Origin of the sequence: Ferrimicrobium sp., assembly GCF_027364955.1 — a bacterium.
In the GTDB taxonomy this organism is placed as follows: Bacteria; Actinomycetota; Acidimicrobiia; order Acidimicrobiales; family Acidimicrobiaceae; genus Ferrimicrobium.
The window spans coordinates 84650-100836 of record NZ_DAHXOI010000008.1 but is presented as its reverse complement, the minus strand read 5'-3'; the positions used below and the strand labels follow the sequence as shown (position 1 = coordinate 100836).

General features: G+C 57.6%; 11 protein-coding genes and 1 pseudogene. 3 read left to right on the top strand and 9 right to left on the bottom strand.

The genetic code is table 11. The features are described from left to right. Positions 1-142: 142 nt before the first annotated feature. From M7Q83_RS07465 to M7Q83_RS07445, 5 genes are all read right to left on the bottom strand, one after another. Complete coding sequence (locus M7Q83_RS07465) at positions 143-1288, bottom strand: hypothetical protein (protein WP_298336922.1); 1146 nt, start codon at positions 1286-1288, stop codon at positions 143-145. A gap of 203 nt (positions 1289-1491) precedes the next feature. Then, positions 1492-3528: a glycosyltransferase family 2 protein gene (locus M7Q83_RS07460; RefSeq protein ID WP_298336920.1), complete on the bottom strand. Its 2037-nt coding sequence runs from the start codon at positions 3526-3528 to the stop codon at positions 1492-1494. 351 nt (positions 3529-3879) lie between these two features. Next, positions 3880-6027, bottom strand: coding sequence for a UvrD-helicase domain-containing protein (locus M7Q83_RS07455; protein ID WP_298336918.1), 2148 nt, complete (start codon positions 6025-6027; stop codon positions 3880-3882). 3 nt (positions 6028-6030) lie between these two features. After that, entirely contained in the window at positions 6031-7581 is a 1551-nt protein-coding gene (gene guaA / locus M7Q83_RS07450) for a glutamine-hydrolyzing GMP synthase (RefSeq protein WP_298336917.1), read from the bottom strand. Further along, positions 7581-8744 carry a GuaB3 family IMP dehydrogenase-related protein gene (locus tag M7Q83_RS07445; RefSeq protein WP_298336915.1) on the bottom strand — a complete coding sequence of 388 codons (1164 nt, stop codon included), beginning with the start codon at positions 8742-8744 and terminating at the stop codon, positions 7581-7583. Before M7Q83_RS07445 ends, guaA begins: the two co-directional genes overlap by 1 nt. 379 nt (positions 8745-9123) lie before the next feature. Here M7Q83_RS07445 and M7Q83_RS07440 point away from each other — a divergent pair, with 379 nt between their 5' ends. Further along, positions 9124-10068, top strand: a complete 945-nt coding sequence (locus M7Q83_RS07440; protein WP_298336914.1) for a hypothetical protein — start codon at positions 9124-9126, stop codon at positions 10066-10068. A gap of 172 nt (positions 10069-10240) precedes the next feature. On the opposite strand, the pseudogene M7Q83_RS14255 reads toward M7Q83_RS07440, so the two are convergent. Then, positions 10241-11106, bottom strand: a pseudogene (locus M7Q83_RS14255) (RNA-guided endonuclease TnpB family protein); the annotation flags it as partial. A gap of 232 nt (positions 11107-11338) precedes the next feature. Here M7Q83_RS14255 and M7Q83_RS07435 point away from each other — a divergent pair. Together M7Q83_RS07435 and M7Q83_RS07430 are read left to right on the top strand one after the other, a co-directional pair. Next, entirely contained in the window at positions 11339-11653 is a 315-nt protein-coding gene (locus M7Q83_RS07435) for a DUF190 domain-containing protein (protein ID WP_298336913.1), read from the top strand. 895 nt (positions 11654-12548) lie between these two features. Next, positions 12549-13406, top strand: a complete 858-nt coding sequence (locus M7Q83_RS07430; protein ID WP_298336910.1) for a thioesterase family protein — start codon at positions 12549-12551, stop codon at positions 13404-13406. Positions 13407-13430: 24 nt separating this feature from the next. Here the strand turns inward: M7Q83_RS07430 and M7Q83_RS07425 are convergent, their stop codons facing one another. From M7Q83_RS07425 to groES, 3 genes are all read right to left on the bottom strand, one after another. After that, on the bottom strand, positions 13431-14078 hold the full coding sequence (locus M7Q83_RS07425; protein WP_298336908.1) for a CoA pyrophosphatase: 648 nt from the start codon (positions 14076-14078) through the stop codon (positions 13431-13433). A gap of 154 nt (positions 14079-14232) precedes the next feature. Beyond that, entirely contained in the window at positions 14233-15885 is a 1653-nt protein-coding gene (groL, locus tag M7Q83_RS07420) for a chaperonin GroEL (RefSeq protein ID WP_298336906.1), read from the bottom strand. Beyond that, positions 15885-16178 carry a co-chaperone GroES gene (gene groES / locus M7Q83_RS07415; RefSeq protein WP_035389034.1) on the bottom strand — a complete coding sequence of 98 codons (294 nt, stop codon included), beginning with the start codon at positions 16176-16178 and terminating at the stop codon, positions 15885-15887. Before groES ends, groL begins: the two co-directional genes overlap by 1 nt. Between the last annotated feature and the right edge of the window lie 9 nt (positions 16179-16187).

Here is a 16187-nt window from a genome sequence, read left to right as displayed (position 1 = left end):
ACAGAGTACGTCCCCGAGGTAAACCGCACCAACCATCGGTCACGAGAGACACCGAGCGGATCAACCTCAAGCGATTCATCAATCGATAGACCTGTACGATCTAGCTGTTGTACCTGTACGTGGCGCACACCTCGAAGTTGTACTACGATGACGAGGGGGCAGAGATCGTTGCGGGAAGTTGTCGACGTCCGCCCAGCAGAGAGCCAAGCGTCGAAGCGCTCACACCCAACCAGAGCACCACCAGCAACACGAACAAGGCGAACGCCACATCACCGATGATGGGCAATGTCCAGATCTGTCCGAGCGAGACGGTCGCGACGGTCAACGCCCCCACCGGAAAGGTAAAGCCCCACCACCCCACTCCATAGGGAATGCCTCCTTGGCGGAGATACCGCCCGAGCAAGGCCAATGCCACGAGAAGTGACCAACCGCCAAAACCCCAGAGAAGCGTGGCTCCAATCATGGAAAGAGGGCCGATAGCCTGGGCGGAGGGACCAAGCACCATTTGTGCAACGTGCGCTAGATCCAACAAAGCAGCCGCTCCCACCCCTGCCGGGCCAAGCACGATCCAGAGGGACGGCGCCATCGTCGCCGCTGGCAGCGGTTGCGTAACCATACGATCGTGCAACATCGCCAGAACGAGCACAAACAAAATCAGTCCCACACCGAGGAAGGAGTAGCCCGTAAAGAGCAGTAGCCGAACCCCCGATGCACCCACGAGTCGCATGAGCGGGACGAGGACCACAGGCACGATGATCGTCACAACCGGAGGAATGAACCAACCTCCATTCACCTCCTGGCGATCATGATGATCGAGCGTGAACAGAAGATACGCAAAGAGGATGCTAATGAGCAGAGCCAACGGGATACCAATACCGTCGAGGACCTCAATCAACGTGGCGGTTGCACTCGATGATAGAACGCGCGGACCGACCGTAGCTGCGACGACCGAAAGAACGAGCACTCCACCCGGCACCGTGCCGTGCAACGGTCCACTCTGTGGATCTTTGAGACTCGCCCATGAGCGCGCCGGATAGATGATCCATCGCAGCAGATACGGAACAATCAGCAGCACCGCCAGAAGTGCAGCGAGCACTGCAGCACCGTAGGCTGCATCACGCATACTTGCATTCAGGCTGGCGATATGGCCCGGATCCTCCGCAGCGATCACGGCAATGATGCCGGTACCCATCACTGCACCAAACCATCCAGGACTCAGGCAGGCAAGCCATCCTGGATCGTCACCAGACAATCCTTGCGTCGCTGTGTCAGATCCAACTCGTTCCATGTGTATAATCGTAGTTCGTCGATAGTCGATGAAATAGGGTCAAAAGGCCTATTCACCGTGGCAATGCTGGCGAAGAGGTTCAATGACATCGCCTGACCCATCCGTCTCTCCACACAAGATCGGCCTATCGCTGGAGTCCTGCCAGCGTGCGACACCAACGATAGCGACACTTGACTGAACTACCCGTTCATGACCCTGGTAGGTTATCCAGCGATATCATCGACCTTCTCGGAGTCCGACAGGGGTGCCAAGATGTGCAGTTGAGGTTCCTCGCTCTCGAGCTCGGAGAACGCTGCCTCGCCGATGTCATCTTGAGAGGTGTCGATCAGCTGCGACCGGAAGTCATTAGCATAGGTGTGCTGCACGATCTTATACCGATCGTCAGGGGAGAGGTCGGTGAACACGACCCCCAGTGTCCTAGCCTTTATCGATCGCACCTCACCGGCACACTGGACATTGTCGCCATCAAAGCGCATGAACACCACGACCCGAGTACCTCGTTCGACCGACAGCGCGGTATTGGTCACAATACCGGCGCCGGCCAAACTCACATTTACCACCGTGCCGTAGACTTCGTCGGCCTGAGGTTCACTGAGCATGACTTCGCATGGCACCAAACAATCGACACGATAATGAAAGCGCTGCTGGCGCCGTCCGCTCACCAACAACATCGTACGAAGCATCCGACGGATCTCAATGATTGCCAATAGGGGCACCAGCCAATCAGCGAGACCAGGCAGGCGTGGAACCAAGCCTGTAAATTGCCCCACCACCCCAACAACGAGCAGGCAGGTGATGACGATGACCCATTTGAGTTGGTACAGGGCCGAGATTCCACCGGCATCACTTGCCGTCTTGGGCGTGACTTTGAAGGAGCGGTTGGTCTTACGAAAGATCACGGCCTTCCAAGCTTTGGTAAAGATCTCCATCGTAAGGGTTTCAAAGTGGAGGAACTCAGGATTGAGGGAGTACCCCTGAGCGAGCAAGGAGAAGACAAACTCGTTGAGCAAGAAGGCTGGTAACCACAAAAACACAAGATCATCAACCGTTGCGGAGATGGGGATCTGCCCCGTGGTGAGGGTCAACACCAGCACCAACAACAGGAGGAGGCGCATCACTCCAGATCCATAGGCAAAAAGACTTTCCGAGAAGGCGATGCGCTGTTTGAGCGTGAGCCCCTTGGCGATCAGTGGGTTATCGACGGAGCGAAGCACCGAGAGATTCCCTCTCGCCCATCGATCTCGTTGAATCAGATAGGAGTTCAGATCACCTGGCGCCATCCCCAACACGTAGGTGGTGTTGACATACCGGGTCGTCCAGCCCTTCTTAATCAGCTTGATGGAGGTATGATAATCCTCTGCAACCGTCTCAACAGCGACTCCCCCGATTTCGAGGAGGGCCGACCTACGCAAGATCGCCGCAGAACCGCACCAGAAGGCGGCGTTCATCTCATCCTTGCTCTCCATAAGTACGCGAAAGAAGAGTGACTGCTCGTGACGAAAACGTGAATAGTGCTGGACCGAATCGGTATTGGCAAACTCGTGCGGCGTCTGGACCAGGGCGACCGAGGCGTCGTCGAAGAGCCCTACGAGATCGGTGAGCATGGACGGCAACACCACATGATCGGCGTCGAGCGTGAGAATCAGCTCCCCGTCGGTCACCTCCAGTGCGTGATTGATGTTGCCCGCCTTCGCGTGGGAATTGTCTGGTCGCGTGAGGTAACCAACTCCCAGTGACCGTGCGAGCGCACCGACACTCTCGCGCCTACCATCATCGAGCACCCAGACCCTATGCTCCCCCTGCAGCTCTTTCGCACTCACAATAGTCGGGAACAACAATTCCGGTTCCTCGTCGTAGGTGGTGATAAAGACGTCGATCGTGGGCCAGTGCCTTGGAGGGTGCAGGACCGGATCTTTCCGCCGCTGGGCGGCTAATCGATAGATCAACGAGAGAACCAGTGAGACAATTGCATACACCTGGACGATCACGAGGCCAATCGCCAAGAAGATATTCGTACCGTGCAACAGATGTGTCACGATCCAGTAGACCCACAACAGTGACGAGAGCACCGCGAGCACCGCGAGCACCGCGAGCACACTAACAGCGTTCGGCTGTCGTCGAAAACTCCGTATACGATACTCGTTCACCGTCTCGGCGAGGGTTGAGATCCTGGCGATGTTATTGCTCACATCGACACCGCACAATCTCCCAAGTACACGGTAAGTACGTCCTGCACTCATGCCATCTGCTCCTGCATCCGGCCACGTGAAGACAGGACCTCGTTCATGTCGACGCCTCACCGGAAAGTAGATGAAGCCTCGTCTTCCTCTAGCCGAGGAGATACCATGACACGTAGATTCCTGCCACCCGGTGGCACCTACTATTGGCCTACCTTGTCTGTCCTCACCCTATCGGCGCCGTTTAGTGGTACTAAAGCAGATTCCAAGGGATGGGCGCGAAGAGAGACCCCCCATTGGAGAGTCCTTGGCCACGCATTGGTCGGCTATGCACGAGACCAAAGCAGCAGCGATGCGTGCGCCTCGGAGACCCAGCCCGTCACTGCGGTAGGACTCAGATCCTCGGTTTGGAGCTTACACCAACTTTAGCTTGGCCATCGATCCGAAAAAGACTCGCTCACCTGCGGCATCGAAGTAGACGACGACTTCACGATCGACCGAGCGTTCCCGAATCGCCCGCACTTCTCCCTCACCGTAACGGACATGAAAGACCCTGTCTCCAACTCGATACGGCGCTGGCTGTCCAGACCGTTGTGGTTGCCGAGGCTCTGGTAGAGGAAGGGAGGAGTACTCCAGCGACTCCAAACGTCGATAGACACCATCAGGCAGATCCGTGATAAAGCGACTCTCTGGATTGTAGATCACGCTCCCTTGAAAACTCCGTCGGCGCGCAGAGGAGATCATGAGGCGTTCCTTCGCCCGGGTCACCGCAACGTAGAGCAGGCGCCGTTCCTCCTCGATCTGACTAGGAGAGGTTAACGATCGCATATGAGGGAAGATCCCCTCCTCAAGTCCTACGACAAAGACGATTGGGAACTCAAGTCCCTTGGCCATATGCACGGTCATGAGGGTCATACTCGATTGATCGAGATCGGCGTCGATCGCGCTAAAGAGCGCGGTCTGCTCCAAGAAGGCCTCGAGCGAGTCAGCCTCCCCAGCGACTCGGCGCAGCTCCGCCAAGTTCTCGAGCCTTCCCTCGGCCGTGAGTGGATCCTCCTCGTTGATCAGGTCGACGTACTCGGTACGTTCAATCACCTCGTCAAGCACAAGCGGTGCGAGAGCCCCCTCTTGGACCTGCTGGCGAAGATAGGTGAGCAACTCCATGAAGTGCGTCAGCGCCTTGGCGGCCCTCGAAGAGAGCCCGAGCTCATCGGCAGAGAAGAGTTCCAAGGCATGCAGCATTGAGACGTTTCGGGTACGGGCTGCAGTCGCAAGCTGTTCTTGGGTGCCGGCTCCAATACCCCGATGTGGGGTGTTAATCACCCGCAAGAGCGCTACGTCGTCATCTGGATTCACCAAAATACGTAGATAGGCCAAGATATCACGAATCTCGCGACGATCGTAGAAACGCACCCCGCCGACCACGCGGTAGGGAATGCCAGCCTTCGAGAGCTCCTCTTCAAGGACTCGGCTTTGCGCATTCGTGCGGTAGATCACCGCAATGTCACGGAGGCTGGATCCACTGGAGAGCAGCGCCACGAGCTGGGACACCACAAACTCCGCCTCCTGGCGGTCGTCCTGGGCCACAAAATAGAGTGGTAGTTCTCCCTGCCCAAGTTCTGACCAAAGTGTTTTGTCGTGCCGGAGAGCATTGTGCGTGATCAGGGTGTTGGCGAGTTCGAGAATGGCGTTTGTCGAACGATAGTTCTGTTCGAGTGCGATCGTACGGGTCGCCGGAAGACGCTCCGAGAAACCGATGATATTGCCAAGATCCGCTCCACGGAAGCCATAGATCGACTGATCCGAGTCACCGACGACAAAGATATTCTTCTCGGGCTCGGCCAGAATGGAGATGAGCTCATTCTGGGCCCGATTGGTATCCTGGTATTCATCAACTAACAGGTAACGAAACCGACGTTGATAGTACTCACGCACTCCCGGATGTTCGCGAAGTCCGGTCACGACTAAGTTGACAAGATTGTCGAAGTCAACCGCATTGTTGGCGATAAGCGCGTCTTCATATGCCTGATAGAGGGTTGCCACCAAACGGTCGTAGGCCCCCACCGCATCAACCGCCATCTCGCGAGGTCCGATCAGATCGGCCTTAGCTGAGCTGATCTTGGCCATAACGGCCCGTGCGGGGAAACGTTTGGTGTCAAGTTCTAAGCTACGAATCGTACGCTCGAGCAGACGTCTCGCGTCATCGGCGTCATAGATGGTGAAACCTGATCGGAGTCGACCAAGCTCTGGGTGCACACGCAAGATTCGACTACAAGCAGAGTGGAAGGTCGATATCCACAGCGCCTGCGAGGCCTCGATGCTCACCAGCTCATGGACGCGTTCAGCCATCTCGCGAGCTGCCTTATTGGTGAACGTGATCGCTAGGATCTCATTCGGAGCGATGCCATGCTCGAGGAGATAGACCACCCGGCGAGTCAGTACCCGCGTCTTGCCTGAACCGGCGCCAGCCACAACAAGAACAGGACCATCCAGGGTTGAGACCGCCTCTCGTTGACGATCGTTCAGACCCTCTAAGACCTGTCGGCTAGCCTCAGCCGTCAAAAGCTACTCCCACTCAATCGTTCCCGGTGGTTTTGAGGTGATGTCATAGACCACCCGATTGACTCCATCCACCTCACCTACGATCCGATGCGCAATCACATCTAAGACCTCATAGGGAAGGCGAGCCCAGTCGGCCGTCATGGCATCGTCGGAGTCAACAGCACGTACGATAATGGGCGCATCGTAGGTTCGTTCATCACCAGAGACTCCTACGCTACGCAACGAGGGAGCCAACACGGCGAAATACTGCCACATGGATCGGCCAAGCCCCGCGTGCAGGATCTCCTCGCGGACGATCCTATCCGCTGCCCGCACCCGGGCGACAGCCTCCGCGGTGACCTCTCCAACAATGCGCACGGCGAGTCCTGGGCCAGGGAAGGGCTGTCGCCAGACGACCTCTTCGGGAATACCAAGCTCGACACCGATAGCGCGGACCTCATCTTTGAAGAGAAACCGTAACGGCTCGACCAGGGAAAATGTCATGTCGCTTGGCAGCCCGCCAACATTGTGATGGCTCTTGATGAGCGCGGCGGAACCGTTCCCTGATTCGATGACATCGGGATAGAGCGTTCCCTGGACGAGAAACCCTCCAGCATCGATATCGAGGGACGCCTCCTCAAACGTGCGAATAAAGAGATTCCCGATCGTCTTGCGTTTGAGCTCGGGATCCAACACGCCAGCCAATGCCGACAGAAAGCGTTGTGCAGCATCGACTACCACGAGTTTGATGTGGAATTGAGAGGAAAAGAGGGCGACCACCTGATCGGCCTCACCCTCACGCAGCAACCCAGTATCGACAAAGACACACGTTAGCTGGTCGCCGACAGCTTCATGGGTCAGCACAGCGGCAACGGTGGAATCAACTCCACCTGAGAGTGCGCACAGCACATTGCGATCCCCGACCTGGCTACGGATTTGTGAGATCGACTCCTCGATAATCGAGAAGTTGGTCCATTTCGGCTCAAGCCTTGCAGCCCGGAAGAGAAAATTACTGAGTACCTCACGCCCATGCTCTCCGTGGGAGACCTCAGGGTGAAACTGTACACCATAGCGGGCGCGCGTGGAATCCTCAAAACACGCAACTGATGAGTGTGCCGTCGAGGCCGTGACGATCGCACCACTTGGCGGTAGGACCATGGTATCTTGATGGCTCATCCAGGATGCAAAGGAGTCCGGAAGGTCCGCCAAAAGCGTACCAACACCCGGTGAGAGCTGTGCAATAGTAGTGCGCCCATACTCACCGGCTGGTGTCCGTTCCACACGCCCGCCGAGGCTTTGGGCCATCAGCTGTGCGCCGTAACAGATACCGAGCATCGGGAGACCCAGATCGTAGATGGCTGGATCGAGCGTCGGGGCACCCTCAACCCAGACCGACTTTGGGCCACCAGAAAGAATAATCGCTCGTGCTCCTCGCGCAAGAAGCTCGGCCGCGGTCACCTCATGCCCGACGATCTCGGAGTACACATGCAGTTCGCGAACCCGTCGGGCGATCAACTGAGCGTACTGCGCCCCGAAGTCAATGACGATGACTGGCGCCTCGCGAGAACTCTCCACTAATGCCCCATGCCAACATGCTGTGCCTGTTGTAGGGCCTTTCCTTCTGTCTGCAGCGCCGGGGCAACCATGACCTCCGCCTTCTGGAACTCCTTAATCGTCTCGTAGCCACAGGTCGCCATCGAGGTTCGAAGAGCTCCAAAGAGGTTCATGCGGCCGTCGTTCTCATGAGCTGGACCAACAAGAATCTCTTTGAGCGATCCGCGCGTCTCGGTACGCACGCGAGTGCCTCGAGGAAGGGTTGGATGAAATGTCGCCATTCCCCAGTGAAAACCACGCCCAGGTGCTTCGTAGGCTGAAGCGAGAGGAGACCCCATCATCACCGCATCCGCACCAACTGCGATGGCCTTGGAGACGTCACCGCCCTTGGACATGCCACCATCGGCGATCACATGCACATACACACCGGTTTCATCGAGATGGCGCATCCTCGCCGCGGCAGCGTCAGCAATCGCTGTCGCCTGCGGAACGCCAAGACCAAGCACCGCCCGCGTGGTGCAGGCGTTGCCTGGGCCAACACCCACCAGCACGCCAACAGCACCGGTGCGCATGAGGTGCAGCGCAGCCTGATAGGAGGCGCAGCCGCCGACGATCACCGGAATCTCAAGCTCACGAATAAACTTCTTCAAGTTCAATGGTTCTTCCGACCGCGAAACATGTTCAGCTGAGACGACGGTACCCTGGATGACGAGGATATCTAATTCGCCCGCAAGAATAGACTTGAGGAGCGGTTGTGTCCGCTGAGGAGTAACCGAGGCAGCCACCACAATCCCCTCAGCCTTGATCTGACGAATGCGTTCGGTAACGAGCGACTCCTTGATGGGCTCTTGGTAGACCTCTTGCATGCGTGCGGTAGCTTTTTCGGCCGGCAACGAAGCGATCTCGGCAAAAATAGGGTCAGGGTCTTCGTAGCGGGTCCACAATCCTTCAAGGTTCAACACACCCAGACCACCGAGTCGACCGATCTCAATGGCCGTCGCAGGTGAGACCACCCCGTCCATCGCCGATGCAAGAAAGGGAAGTTCAAATCTGAACGCATCGATCTCCCAGGAGATATCTACATCCTCGGGATCTCTCGTTCTTCGAGACGGTACGATTGCAATATCATCAAAGCCATAGGCACGTCGGCCCGACTTCCCAATTCCGATCTCTATTTCAGCCACTACTTCCTCCAATCGACGGGCTAACAAAAACACCTACGACCATGGTTACCCCATGGTCACCGAACCGGTCATCAACCATCCACACTCTGTCGGGAACCTCTCTGCCTCAACAAGTCCGGCCCCAATCTCACAGCAACGAGTCACACTGTGCCGCAATCCCGGGACCCTGCTTCAACAGACCCTGCCTGAGCTGACCCCGCTTCAACTGACGCGACCCAACTCGCCAAAGCCAATCGTTGCACAGTGTGTCGTTCACTACCGACTCGGTCGCTACAACTGACTGATCCACAACCACCTAGCCAGAGGATTCACAAATCCTGCTCAACTGTTAGAATCCTCTAGTCTAGTAGCTACGACTTGCACGGAGGTTCTGTATTCGATGCGCCTTAAAGGACTCGGCCTGGTTGTGCTACTCGTGTCAGGGCCGATGTTGCTCGCAGCGTGTGGTGCAACCACTGTAGCGACCCCAACGACCTCGCCAAATGCTACATCGGCGACCCTTGCGCCAGTACCACTCAATGGAGTCACCATTGATGTCGAGGCGGCATCTTCCACCCGTCCGCTACTTACCTCGTCAGTTGCTGACCTGAGCCACAAGTACCCAAAGATACGGATAGTGCTGAGCTACGAACCACCAACCAACATGAATCTCATCAGCCTCGAGCACCCAACAAATCTGCGAGTCTTTTCAGTAAACCCAGGGCGGACACTTCTCGACCAGCTCGGCGGAACTGAGCGCTTTGCATTTGCCTCCAGCACGCTGTACCTCTCGGCTAATCTCCCATCCGCACCAACGGTCACGCTCAACGATGCGGTACTCATCGGCATCCTCGAGGGATCCATCACCAACTGGGACAACCCCCTCATCGCTTCCGCGAACCCACATCTGACGCTACCCAATCTAGGCATCACCGTCAATCCACTTCCTGCCTCAGGACAAAGAGTAGCCATTCTAGAGCGTGAACTCGCCGTCCCCGCCACAAGCTACGGGGCAACTTTTGCACCGCACTGCACGACGACCCCTGGTTGCTTACATTTCTCACTGACCAAGCCGGCGATAGCTCCCTTTGCGGTCGACGCTACCAGTGGACAGGCAAGCCTACCAAGTAGTGCGCAGTATCCCCTCACGACCAACGAACTGGCCGTCATCACCACTGATCCTGCACACCCCAGAGAGGAGGCCGCTGCTGTTCGGATCACCCAGTCGCTCGTACAAAGTGGCAACCTCCCCACCGCCACTCGCACGAGTGAAGAGGCTAGCCTCAACAAACTCCTCAATGAACTCACTATTGAACACTATGCAAATGACCCTGCGCACACCTAAGCCTTGACGCCAGGAAGGGCCAGTTCATCTGGTGGTCCGCGCGTTGGGGGAGAACTGAATCGGACCCCAGAGGTGCTTGCATCGACGCCGCGACGCAAAGGACTGGCGAGGGTAACCGTATACCTGCTCTCTCAGCGCATCACCGTTGCTGATGAGTGAGCGATAGTGCTCATCCTGGCCCGACGACGGTAGTTGATGCCTCGTACCGTGCGAGGTTGATGGCCGCGTTATCGTCCCGTTGATGGGTGACACCGCAGCTGGCGCAGGCCCAGTGTTCGGCCTATCCGATATGCACCGCATGGCAGCGGTGGCAGGTCTTGGATGATGGGTACCAGCGGTCGGCGACCACCAGTTCCGAGCCGTACCAGCCGGTCTTGCAAGCCAACTGGTGTCGGGTCTTCCCGAGGGCGGACTCCGACAGGTCGCGCCTGCATGCCCTGGCCGGGTTTGGACCCTTCTGGCGGAGCATCCCTACCGTCTTGCGACCACGATCTCACTGTGGGTTTTGGCAGGTCCGGTGGTGAGGACGGGGATGTGATGGTTGCGGATGTCTGCGATGCGGCGTGGTCGCCGGGTGATCTTGTGTTGGGTGTCCCGGTAGCGACGTGATCCGATGGTGCGTCAGGACCGTTCCCGGCTCAGGTGTCGCAGTTCCTTAAGTGCTGTCTCTCGCGGCCTTGGGATCTCGACCCGTTGGATGACTTCGCCCCGTCTGTTGGCGACGGTGACAAGGACCCGGACCCCGACGTCGTGCCCTGTCCCGGGAAGCAGGCTCGGTGAGGGTGGGTTGAATCGGTAACTGGCCCAGTACCCATAACGCGACCGGCATACGAGTGCCTTGCGGGACACGGTGGCAAGGACCCGTGCGCGGTCCTTGTTAATGAGGCGCTCCAAACGCCGGGTATTCTCGTGGGTCCGGACCGTGCCGATCCTGGGGAAGGTGACGTGACGCCAGTCGGGCTCGACACGAATGGCTTCGGTGGTGAAGGTGACCCGACCCCGGTCGCGACTCGTCTTTGCGAACTAAGGGAACCCGACCCATCAATCTGGAGGCACCAGAGTGCCATCGTTCTTCAAGTGTTCGCCCACAACCACACAAGTGCGCTAGGCATGGTAAGCGGTGCTACGATAGTCGTGGGCACCCTGGTGTCGAAGCTACCCAGTCAAAGATGACGGTTGAAGATACGTGGTCGACTACTCTAGCCAGCCGCGTAGCCGCGACACTGGGCAAACCCTGGACACTGGGCAAACCCTGCGCGAGGAGGGCAATATGGACACAGAGCTGCTCATCATCTTTGTCAATGAATCGGACCGTGTACATCACCGCTCAGCCGCTGACTTCATCATCCGCCAGGCCCTTGATGCTGGGCTCGTTGGAGCCTCCGCTTTTCGTGCTATCGATGGGTTCGGTACCCATCACCGCCTTCACCATCAAACGCTCCTCTCGATGACCGACGACGAGGGCATCGCCATCTTTGTCTCGGACACCCCTGATAAACTCGACCATTTCGTGGGCGCTCTCTCCGCTGCTGGAGTAAGCGCAGCTACTCTGCGACTCCCTGCCACACTTGGCCATCTCGGTTGAGTTGGTTGGGCCCGCGTGATCACTCAGGAGCTCATATTCCAGCTACGGCACTGTTCACCAGAGTACTTTTTCGTTTAACCCACTGAATAGCCACTGCAAGACAGGCGACGTCGAAACGGAACATCGGAAATTCCCTACCCGCCGAGCACAGCCTCCCGGCTCGTGCGGTGAATCCGTGGGATCTGCCGACGGTAGCTTGCGTTATACTAGCCGAGTGTCCTCGATTCGCACCGTGATGTTCTTTGCTCCTGACCCGGAGACGCAGTGCCGCTGGTGGGCTGACCACATGCTCGGTGGCGAACCCCAGCACGAAGGGTTGTACTGGTGGCTCGACAGCAGCGAAGGAATTGAAGTGGGTTTCCACCCCGCCGACAGCGAACGTAATCCTTTAGGGCGCACTCCAGTGGTGTATTGGAACTCACTGCATGGAGTCGATAGACAAGTACAAGAACTCCTCGTGGCTGGTTGCACATTGCATCGCGGACCCCTGGTAATCGAATCCAATCGTCGAATTTGTCAGCTACTTGATCCATTCGGCAACTGTTTTGGACTTGACGGTCTCTAGAGCCAGACAACATCGGGGAGCCACTGCTGGCACGTCTCCCCTGCCACCTTTGCACCTCCTATAGGACCAACCTGTCGCATCACTTTCCTTGGCTCGCCACACCTGTAGTCTGGCCGCGATGCACGATATCGATCATCGCAAGCCACATATGGTGTCCTTAGCTCAGACTCGCGTTTGGCAACCTTCTGATCATCTCGCCGAGCGCAGCAGAGCCCATGCAGGCGCAAAGGCGTCGACGATTCCGATCGTTGGCACTCCGGCCGTCACGACTGACCCTGTACACACCGTCGACCTCTACTAAATCCGCTCGGAGCTAGACTCGTCGTCAATATGTCATTAGATGGACAACACGTGAATTCCCCATTGATCGACGCACAAGAAGAGAAGGGGAACGGCACTGATTCCTCACCTCCCGCACCTGTAAGCTACTTCACTCGCCAAGATACACATCGCTATCTGCCACTTCCTCCCAGTGAGGGTCCTTGGAATCCCGGGGCCTGCCATGGCGGTCCACCCTCAGCGCTAGCCGTCCATGAAATTGAGTCCTACGAAGTCGATCCCGATCGCAGACTCTCCCAGGTCCACGTCGATTTCTTCGGGGAGGTACCACTCAAACCCCTTATCTGGGAGACCAACCGTTTACGGGCAGGACGACGCATCGAGCTGATCGAGACCACGGCCCACACCGACGCGGGACGCATCGTGCTCTCTGCTCGCGGTTGGAGGATGTCGACCGAGGACCAACGCGCTCCCCAAAGGGAACCAAGCACCACGATACCGGGTCATGAGCATGGTCACCCAGACCAGTCCATGGCCTCATTCCCCTATGGCGCCTCCATTGACTGGTCATTTCTTGAAGGCGGCTTTACCGATCCTGGTCCCGCGACCGTCTGGGCCCAACCACGGCTCAACCTGATCGACAGTGATCCCCTACAGCCGATCGAGGCGGTGTTGTTGGTGGCGGACTCTGCAAATGGGATCAGCTCTGAACTCGACTTCCATGAGTTTCTCTTTATCCCTACGGCGATGGAGATCGCCCTCCGATCACGCCCGCTGAGCACCGAGATCGGGATCTCGGCACGGACAACCGTCGCTCACGACGGGATCGGCACCACTCGCGCTACCCTCTTTGACCGCGACCACAGTTACGGGTACCTGTTACAGACCCTCTACGTCGACCGGCGATAGGGGTAACCTCCCGTGTCAAACCAGTCACTCGAGGAGCGTCAACAGATCGACTAACATTCGCGCCGAGGCACCCCAGATAAGGTCCGGTGCCATCACGAAAAAATGAAACAGACCCCAACCGAACGCCTCGCTGTACCAAAGCTCACAAAAATAGTCGGGGGTGTACACCAAGCTCAACGGCACTTCCAGCACGACCTCGACCTCGTCGGCGTTGAGGGTGACGACTGGCCGCGACGTCGAGCACCCGACGATGCCAGAAAAACTGCTCCCACTTCCACGAATGGCACCCGAACCGAGAAGTCCGAGCAGCTCGATAGCGGAGCCATCGATGCCAACTTCCTCGTATGTCTCCCGCAGAGCAGCATTCTCGAGCGTCTCTCCAGCTTCCACCCTGCCCCCCGGAAAGGAGATTTCACGAGGGTGATTTCGCAATGCCCCAGAACGTCTCGTCATCAACACCATCGTCTCGTCGCCAGCGGGATAGAGCAGCAGCAAGACGGCGGCTCCGTTCCCACCGATCCCAGTAGGCAGCGGGGAGAGCGAGCGTTTCAATCGCTCCACGACCGCGGCATATGGAGGAATACCACCAGACTCCGATCTCAGTATCACGGGGACGCGACGGGCAACCGTCGGCAAACCCTGGAGGTATTGATGGAGATCTCGTACTGTCATGGCGACTCAGCTGCAACCTTCCCCTCATGAACGCCAGCACCAAACCTTCTTGTACTCACATGACTGGGTATGAACCGTGTCCAAAACTAGCTCTGACGGATGTTTGCACACCCGCCAGAGTAGTTCCTTTACGCGAAGGAGCAAGGATGGATGATTACATCATCCCGCCCATGCCACCCATACCGCCCATACCAGCGGCAGCAGCTGCTGCGGCGGCCCCGGCATCCTTGGGCTCTGGCTTATCAGCCACGAGCGCCTCAGTCGTAAGCAACAGTGCTGCGATCGAAGCGGCATTCTGTAACGCTGAGCGCGTCACCTTTGCAGGATCAATAACTCCAGCCTTCACCAGGTCCTCATAGACACCAGTTCGCGCGTTGAGGCCAACATTGCCGCTCTCGCGCTCCACCGTTTGCACGGCGACAGGACCTTCGAGCCCTGCATTGAACGCGATCCACTTCAAAGGCTCCTCAAGCGACTTGGCGATCAGACGAGCTCCCGTCGCTTCGTCACCTTCGAGTTTCCCAGCAACGTCCATAACCGAGCTGCGCGCCCGCAACAGAGCGGTACCGCCACCAGCGACGATCCCCTCCTCGATCGCGGCACGAGTCGCCGACAGGGCATCCTCGATACGGTGCTTCTTCTCCTTGAGTTCTACCTCAGTCGCGGCACCAACCTTGACGACGGCGACGCCGCCTGCAAGCTTGGCGAGTCGCTCCTGGAGCTTCTCGCGATCCCAGTCAGAATCGGTGTCATCGATCTCGCGACGAATCTGAGCAATCCGCCCCTCGACCTCAGCCTTTTCGCCAGATCCACCGATGATCTTGGTGGCGTCCTTGGTCACCTCGACACGACGTGCCTCTCCCAAAAGATCAAGAGTTGCATTCTCAAGTTTGAGTCCAACCTCTTCGGCGACGACCTGACCACCGGTGAGAACGGCCATGTCTTGGAGCATCGCCTTGCGTCGCTCGCCAAAACCTGGAGCCTTTACCGCGACCGAAGTGAAGGTACCGCGAATCTTGTTGACTACGAGCGTTGCGAGCGCCTCACCTTCGAGATCTTCAGCGATAATCAGCAACTGACGACCACTCTGCATCACCTTCTCAAGCAGCGGCAGCAGCTGCTGAATCGAGGAGATCTTCGAGGAGTAGTACACAATGTACGGATTCTCAAGAATCGCCTCTTGTCGATCAGGGTTCGTCACAAAGTACGGCGAGAGATAACCCTTATCGAACTGCATGCCCTCGGTGAACTCAAGCTCGAGACCAAAGGTGTTCGACTCCTCAACCGTCACCGTGCCATCTTTACCGACCCGGCCGATCGCCTCGGCGAGCACCTCGCCAATAGCCTGATCAGCAGCGGAGATAGCAGCTACCTGGGTAAAGTCGCTCTGTCCTTCGATTGGCTTCGCCTGTGCCGAGATTGCCGCCACCGCAGCAGCGACTCCCTGCTCAATGCCTCGCTTCAGCGCCATTGGGTTAGCCCCAGCAGCCACATTACGGAGACCCTCTCGGATCATCGCCTGGGCGAGCACCGTCGCTGTCGTAGTACCATCACCGGCAACATCGTTGGTCTTGGTGGCGACCTCCTTGACGAGCTGCGCACCCATATTCTCATAGGGATCCTCGAGCTCAATCTCACGAGCAATCGAGACGCCGTCATTGGTGATCGTTGGAGCCCCGAAAGACTTCCCGAGCACCACGTTACGACCTTTTGGCCCTAGTGTGACCTTGACCGCGTCAGCAAGCTTGTTGACGCCAGCCTCGAGGGATCGGCGAGCCGTCTCATCAAATTGCAAAATCTTCGGCATTACTTCACCACCTTTGCCAGCACATCACGACCATTGAGGATAAGAAGATCCTCGCCGTCAACCGTGATCTCAGTTCCTCCGTACTTCGAGTAGACAACGGTGTCACCAACGTTGATATCAAGGGCGATAATCTCACCAGTCGACTCAGCACGCTTACCTGGGCCAACAGCAAGGACCTGGCCCTGCTGGGGCTTCTCTTTGGCGGTATCAGGAATCACCAGTCCAGATGCTGTCCGCTCTTCGGACTCTGCTGGACGGACCACGATCCGATCCTCTAAGGGATGGAGATTCATTCTGTTTTG